The sequence below is a fragment of the Thermoactinomyces daqus genome, assembly GCF_000763315.1.
Classification (GTDB): domain Bacteria; phylum Bacillota; class Bacilli; order Thermoactinomycetales; family Thermoactinomycetaceae; genus Thermoactinomyces_A; species Thermoactinomyces_A daqus.
Map to the genome: position 1 here is coordinate 1 of NZ_JPST01000069.1, position 7,028 is coordinate 7,028.

Sequence of the window (7,028 nt, forward strand, 5' to 3'; positions counted from 1 at the left end):
GAAGCGTATGGGGTCATTATATATGATCTATTTTTTCGTTTTGGTTAAAATTCGTATTAAGTACCTCCTTGGTAAAAATGAGAGATCAGTGCGCGCAACCTGACACCCCGTATATTACAGGAGGTAGGTACTCTTTCTTTTTCAAAGCTAATATTAATTCATCACAAGAATGCTGGTTTTTCTGCAATACTATTTAGACATTATTTACATGAAACCTAATGAATCTAGATATCATTTGAAGTAACTTCTGTCCCTTGGTTATGATTGTACCTCTACTTTCTCAACGCTTCCGTTAGGTTCAGACTTTACTTCAACCTTTGATGGATTCTTTTTTTTGCGGACAGGGAACAGGATTCCAAGTAAAGAGATAACCGCACAGCCCCAAAAAATATCCGAAATCCCCCACTTGGAAACAACAGCCAACGAGCCTATAAAAATGACATCAAAAACGGAATCAAGAATACTCAACATAGATAACGTGGTCGCACGGCTTCCCGTTGAGATATATTGGTTTCCAATATTAGAAGAAATCGGCCAGCGAATGGATCTGGCCGCTCGAATCATCAGACCAGACATAATAAAAACAGCCAACGAATGATCGAATATCACTGTAGAAACATAAGAAGCGATGATCAAAGCACCGGATATATACATCCAAGCCACTTCCGACACCTTTTTCGTCAGCCAACCGACATAGGTGGAAACCAAATAAGAAAGAAGATAACCAATAGCAAAAACAATCCCCAAAGCCTCAACCGGAAATCCCAATCTCTTAAACCATGGCTGCTCAAAATTTGTAAATATATTTGTTCCAATAAAAATGATGGTGACATTGGCAAAGAGGAACAGCAAATTGGGGTTCTCTATAATTTCCCTCGTCCCTTTTTTCACATGGCTCCACGGGTGATCACGATAATTCTCCAAGCTGGCTGGCTCGATAATTCGAAGAACGAAAAAGATTTGAAGCAAAACAAACAACAAATTCAGCCCGATCAGGATATGGAATTGCAGCAGAGTCAAATCTTTTGCCAACCATGCTCCCAGTATAAGCCCCACCATTTTGGGAAGCATGCCGGCCCCTTCAATTTTTCCGTAAACTTTCGCCATATCTTCTTCCCGGCGATCCTCTTTTAACGATTCATAAAGAATGGCTTCCACAGTTCCTGAAAAGAAAGCGGCAGACATCCCGGACAAAACTTGGCTCGCATAAACATACCACTCATTAGTTGCCAGTAATAACAAAATAAGTGACAAGGCTTTAATCAAAGTTCCAGCTAAAAGCGACTTCTTGGCGCCATATCGGTCAGCAAATGCCCCTGTTGGTATTTCAAAAATCAAAATCGATACGCTAAAGCAAAGCAAAACAACAAAAATATTTGTATAATTCAAACCAACCGACAAATAAAAGAATGTCATAATGGGCTCTAATAGATTAAATCCACTAAGTAAACTAACCCAGTATAGTTTTTGTGTATTGTTATTAGAGATCGACATTATATCATCCTCATTCTATATAATATTTATTATTATATGGGGGGGGAGGTATGCTGATTTTCATTTTGTACCAACATACCTCAATATACAATCACGCTTGGGGGAGTGGAAACTTTGCAATTTCCCAATCTCTCGCATGAGCCACGTGCTCGGTTAAAACTTTGAAATCTTCGAGAATCCTGATCATTTTACTATTTTCGAAATATTGGTCCAGATAAGAAATCATCAATTTCAACGGCTGATCTGGGATGACAATTGCTTGCTATGAGTTGCATAATAGATACCTACACCAGCTCTCAACAGCCAACTGATCAAGAAATAAGGAATGCTTTACGAAATCTAGATCATCGTTACTACCTATATGGATACCGCCGTTTGTGTGCTCTGTTTCGCCAACAATTTGGTTGGGTGATTAATCATAAGCGAATGAGGCGAATTTTAGCTTAGATGAAATGGAACACCAAGAGAATTGCTCGGATCAAACATCAGTACAAAAGAATTGAAAAACCAAGTCAGCCAAATCAAGTTTGGCAAATGGACCTGACCAAGTTTTTTATTGATGGCTTAGGATGGGTTAATGTCATTGCTGTCATTGATGCCTATACTCGAGAGGTTGTCGGACATCATATTACTTTACGTGCAAGATCTCAAGAGTGGCTGGAAGCTTTAAACCAAGCTGTGAACAAACGTTTTCCATTGGGAATTCGTGAAATGGCTCCAAGTCTCACGCTACAGGTAGATAATGGATGCCAACCAACCAGTCATTCCTTTGTGAACACCGTGAAACGGTGTTCGATTAACTTAGCTTTTACCGCTATTGCTACACCAGAACATAATGCGATTATTGAACGCTTTTTCCGTACCTTGAAAGAAGAATGTATTTGGCCTAACTTATTTGAGAGCTTCGACGAAGCTGTGAGAGAAATTGGTGATTATATCCATTTTTACAACTCCGAGAGAATCCACTCCGCATTGGGTTATTTATCTCCAGAATCTTTCGTCATTAAAGAAACTCTACTAAAAACTGCTTAGTTCTGTTGACAAATAGGGGCGCACTACAATTTTTTCTGTGAGTCCATAACTCATGGATCGAATGCCAAATAAATATTGGATCAACGCCATTTAGGAGCTTGATAATCCATTAGAATTCCTCCTCATTTTTAATCTTGACAAGCACCTGGTTGCCAACAACGTGGGCTTTGATGTAGCTATAGGATGGCTGTTTTTGTTTTTTCCACGACTCCCACCAGCTGATCAAGATGTTTGTATGCCTTTCGTCTGTTGCGAGCCATTGACGATCACTTAGGGAGATCAATGCAAACCCTTCTTGACTGCTATAACCGATGAAACTTCCGTGCTCCGGATGGCCAGCTGTTGTCAGACCGTTAGGGGCAACCGCGAGTAAGTACGGTCGAAGGTCATTGCCAACCTCCGGGAAATGGGGAGCCGTTGGATTCACATTGAGAAAGCGATTGACCCAATTTGAATCAAAGGTTTTTTTCATCCATGATGAACTAACCCACCACGGATGCTCTCCTTCTCCTACCCATTCTGCGTGAATCCATGGACCAAAAAACTTCTCCGGCGTTTGATCCGTCATCGCAATGTAAGAGCCTTGGGTAACATCACCTCCTTTGAGTTCACCATTCATTTTTATCAGTCGAACCACGACATTGCTGTCAGCAATAGGCAGTACTCGAAAAGGGGAAACGATCCAACCTCCTTCTTTCAACTGTTGTTTCCAGGCATTTGGTATATGATCGGGGGTTGTCCAAGCAACAATCCGATCATACGGGGCAGCATCTTCCCAACCTTTTCGCCCATCCTGTGTTTCGAATTGCACATGATGCAAATTTCGCTCTTCAAACATTTGACGTGCACGAGTGGTGAGTTCCGGTTCAATGTCAACTGAAACAACCTTGCCGTTAGGACCAACAAGAGAGGCTAACAGAGCCGTACTATAACCTGATCCTGTGCCGATCTCCAACACTCGTTGCCCTTCTTGCACATCTAACAATTCAAGGCTTGCACGGATTCCGGCATCAGATGTGATCTGAGGAATAAGACTCCCGTCCGCCTTGTAAACAAACTCTTCCCGGTTTACGCGATGAAACGCTTCCGCAATTGTAGTCATTTCGCTCCTCCTCCGTTTTAGATCCACTCGAATCACACCGAAAAAATATCGTAGGAAAACCAGTGACGATTTGTGTATCCTCTAATCCTTTGACATTAATTAAGTGTTTGAGCGGAATCAGAAAGGTTTTATCCTTTTCCGCCAACTTAATGGACACCAGTTTACAATCGGGGACTGTCGGGCCATATTTTTTGATTTTTTCTATAAAATCAGAAAAATCACTAATACCAAAAAAGTTTACCGCCTGGTGGATAAGATTCCCTCAAGTGAAGACGTGTATTTCAAAGGTAAAGTGCCTCCTTGTTTTTATTTTTGGCATTAACGATTTATTGAACTGCCTTTTCCTTAGTTGGGTTTTCGAACTGTTCTGTGTACAATTGATGATAAAAAGATTTTTTTTGCATTAACTCATCGTGCATACCGATTTCGTCAATTTTCCCATCTCTCACAACAATAATTCGATCTGCGTTTCGAATGGTAGCATGTCGGTGTGCCATAACAATTAGTGTCTTATCTTCAAAAAGCGACTCCAGCTGATCTTGGAGAAATGTAATGCTACCCTCGTAATGCGACAAAATCAAGCAATTTGAGTGGAGAGATCTCCAGAATAAGCTTCCATAGGGGTCAAGTATCCGAGTGCAGAATGCACTCGTTCATAGTTGTAAAAACAGATATATCGATCAAGAGAAGCTTTTGCTTCTTGTAACGAACGGTATTCATTAGGCCATACCTCTTCTTCTTTGAGAGTTCGGTACCAGCGTTCCATTTTGCCATTGCTTTGAGGATGGCGGTAAGAAGTACGAATAGGAGTAATTTCAAGCGTTTTTAAGGTTTGAACAAAATCTCTGCTGGTAAATTGGCTACCATTGTCTTGAACCAGCTTCAGTCCACTGCCACGTACTCCATTAGGAAATGCATGATTTACTGCTTTTTCAAGCACACGAATTCCTTCATCATCTCGGCAGAACCGATTCAGCTCCCAGGCTACGATTCGACGATCATAGGCATCAATAATGCTAAACAAGTAAGCCCAACCCTCATCCGTCCAAATTTTTGTCATATCAATATGCCAAACCTGGTTCGAGCAAGACAGCGTCATATCCCACGTCTGACGAGTCCGTTTCGCTTCATATCGTTTGACGGATTGGAGCAAGCCTTCGGCTTTCATGACACGGTATACGGTTTTAAGATTTACCCGAACACCCTCTCGACACAATAAAGCCCAGATTCGTCGGTAGCCATAAGTCGGATACTTTTCACATAGGGATCGAACGTGTTTCCGAATTTCTCTTTGGCGGAAACAGAGTCGAGTACGAGTAGACTCAGTAAGCCGGGTTCGGCTAGCGATAAAAAGTGCTTTTATGAATTCCAGCGAGACGGCATACAGTTTCCACCGGAAACTGGGCTTCTTCTACCAATTCAAAAAGCAACTACCACGCTTTGGGTGTTAAAGATCGAGCGTTTTTTTTAATTGAGCCAGCTTGACTGTTAATTTACCGATAAGTAGCTCATATTCTGCTGTTTTCGCTTGCAATTGCTCACGCTCTTTGTCAAGAGACTGTTTTCCTGCCAACCCTTCCAATCCTCGTTGAATAAAAGTGTCTTTCCAACGGTAATAGAGGGTTTGGCTGATATTGTGCTGACGGCATAATTCAGCGATTGAAACGTCCCCCTTCAACCCAGCTAAGACGATATTCATTTTTTCCTCTGGAGTCCATTTGCAACGCTTCATACTGATTTCCTCCTCCAGTTTGATTCTATCAAATTGGAGAACTCTACACAGTAGACCGTCGCATTTTAAAAGGGAGCGCTATAGAAAAGATTCAGTCCTTGCATCTAATGCAGAAGTAGGCTCATCGAGTAAAAGTATTTGCGGATCTCTACCAATGCCCTAGCGATTGCGATTCTTTGTTTCTCCCCACCAGAAAGTTTGACGCCCCTCTCCCCAACCTTCCAAGTATTTTTAATACTTTTTCGTCTATTTCTTGAAGGACAAACGACAATAAGCACTCGTTCTGATTCATCCCATCAGTAAATAATTTTTTCCCTCTTCATTTTTCATTTAGGAACCTCTTCGATCCGGTTCCCTCCATCTCCCATCCATGATATAATTGGGTAAATAATTCTACTTTGTGTGGGCCATTATTTCTGGCTCTTTTTTTCTATCTGAAAAAATATCAAACGATTTACCCGCCAAGATTTTTCTTCCTTCCTCGATTTCTGCATAAATAAGATCCTGCAAAGGCATCCGAATTTCCCCACCATCTTGTGTGCTAAGATGGACAATCTTTATCCGACTTGACGGTTGCAAATCCACTTCACATGTGACACAAATCCCATTTTCATCAGCCATTTCCTGCATGCCTTCTTGGTGAAGTTCAATCTGTGGACGTTGCCTGATGTCCTGCAGAAATGATTTGACCTGGTCGGGTTGTCCCAGTACTTGAAGTTTTATCAATCTTTTAACCCCCTCTTATTAAAAATGTGATCACTTGACTGTTTGAACAAGAAGGATATACATGATAAGCCTAGTAATATTGTGACCGAGATCATAACAAATTAGAACAACCAAGAGAGTTTAAATATTTGTATAATTGGATATAGAATATTCATACCAATAGGTTGATTGTGAGGTTGTAAAGGTAGAAAATACAATTATGGGGTAACTATTCGTGATTGTGAGGTTGTAAAGATATGAAATACCATTATGGGATAACGATTCGTGAAGCTAGGGAAAAGTTAAATATGACGCAGGCGCAGTTAGCTGAGAAGTGGCCCCAAGCAGGTGGGGGAACCGGCGTTAGTGTGAATTACGTCTCTGATGTGGAACGTGGCAAAAAGCATATCACTGATCCACAAACGCTTCGACGTTTATGTAATATTTTACAGATTCCACTCTGGAAAGTAGGACTTTCTGATTACGACCCATTTAATCCAAGTACCTTTTGTGGAACTTTTATGTATGACGAGACATTGAACACAGCCGAAAGTTTGATAAAGCGGACATGGAATCTTCGTCGTGTTATGTCTTTGCCGTATGTTGAAGAGGCTGTCAATGATCTGAATCGGCTTTTTGATTATTTACGAACGAATACACCGCCTCCTGTACGTCTGGATGAGCGTTTTCAAATTCTCTACGCCCAAGTTCTGCGTCTCAATGCTGTAATCGACGTTGAAAATCAGCGATATGAGGAGGCTCTAAACAAATTTCGCAAGATGCATGAGATTGCGAAAGCAATTGATCATCCGGCTACTCTCGCTATGAGTTATCTTAATATAGGCACTGAACTAGAGCGAATGGGAAAAAAAGAGGAAGCTATTGAGTACCTCGAGTTGGCTAGAGATGAATCGTTTCGGGCATCGAAACATGTCATAGTAGTATAATGACCCCATACGCTTC

8 protein-coding genes and 1 pseudogene are annotated in these 7,028 nt (G+C 41.2%); 3 read left to right on the forward strand and 6 right to left on the reverse strand.

Annotated elements, in window-relative coordinates:
- Positions 1-258: 258 nt before the first annotated feature.
- Positions 259-1,494: an MFS transporter gene (locus tag JG50_RS0117575; protein ID WP_081944039.1), complete on the reverse strand. Its 1,236-nt coding sequence runs from the start codon at positions 1,492-1,494 to the stop codon at positions 259-261.
- Between the two features lie 264 nt (positions 1,495-1,758).
- Here JG50_RS0117575 and JG50_RS21160 point away from each other — a divergent pair, with 264 nt between their 5' ends.
- Positions 1,759-1,941: an IS3 family transposase gene (locus JG50_RS21160; protein WP_081944040.1), complete on the forward strand. Its 183-nt coding sequence runs from the start codon at positions 1,759-1,761 to the stop codon at positions 1,939-1,941.
- A complete protein-coding gene (locus tag JG50_RS18485; protein WP_052154469.1) occupies positions 1,942-2,526 on the forward strand; it encodes an integrase core domain-containing protein in 585 nt (194 codons plus the stop codon).
- Positions 2,527-2,635: 109 nt separating this feature from the next.
- Here the strand turns inward: JG50_RS18485 and JG50_RS19160 are convergent, their stop codons facing one another.
- The 5 genes and pseudogenes from JG50_RS19160 to JG50_RS0117605 all read right to left on the reverse strand — a co-directional run bounded on the left by JG50_RS19160 (position 2,636) and on the right by JG50_RS0117605 (position 6,086).
- The gene (locus JG50_RS19160) at positions 2,636-3,664 is read right to left on the reverse strand and encodes a protein-L-isoaspartate O-methyltransferase family protein (RefSeq protein WP_309485191.1); all 1,029 of its coding nucleotides are present in this window, start codon (positions 3,662-3,664) and stop codon (positions 2,636-2,638) included.
- A gap of 541 nt (positions 3,665-4,205) precedes the next feature.
- Entirely contained in the window at positions 4,206-5,015 is an 810-nt protein-coding gene (locus JG50_RS0117595; protein ID WP_152568646.1) for an IS3 family transposase, read from the reverse strand.
- A gap of 60 nt (positions 5,016-5,075) precedes the next feature.
- Positions 5,076-5,360 (reverse strand): transposase, encoded by a 285-nt coding sequence (locus tag JG50_RS0117600; RefSeq protein ID WP_033102416.1) that lies wholly within the window; start codon positions 5,358-5,360, stop codon positions 5,076-5,078.
- Positions 5,361-5,450: 90 nt separating this feature from the next.
- Positions 5,451-5,581, reverse strand: a pseudogene (locus JG50_RS20540) (ATP-binding cassette domain-containing protein); the annotation flags it as partial.
- A 172-nt stretch (positions 5,582-5,753) separates the two neighbouring features.
- A complete protein-coding gene (locus JG50_RS0117605; RefSeq protein ID WP_033102417.1) occupies positions 5,754-6,086 on the reverse strand; it encodes a hypothetical protein in 333 nt (110 codons plus the stop codon).
- A 236-nt stretch (positions 6,087-6,322) separates the two neighbouring features.
- On the opposite strand from JG50_RS0117605, the gene JG50_RS0117610 reads away from it, so the two are divergent.
- Entirely contained in the window at positions 6,323-7,012 is a 690-nt protein-coding gene (locus tag JG50_RS0117610; RefSeq protein ID WP_033102418.1) for a helix-turn-helix domain-containing protein, read from the forward strand.
- Positions 7,013-7,028 lie beyond the last annotated feature (16 nt).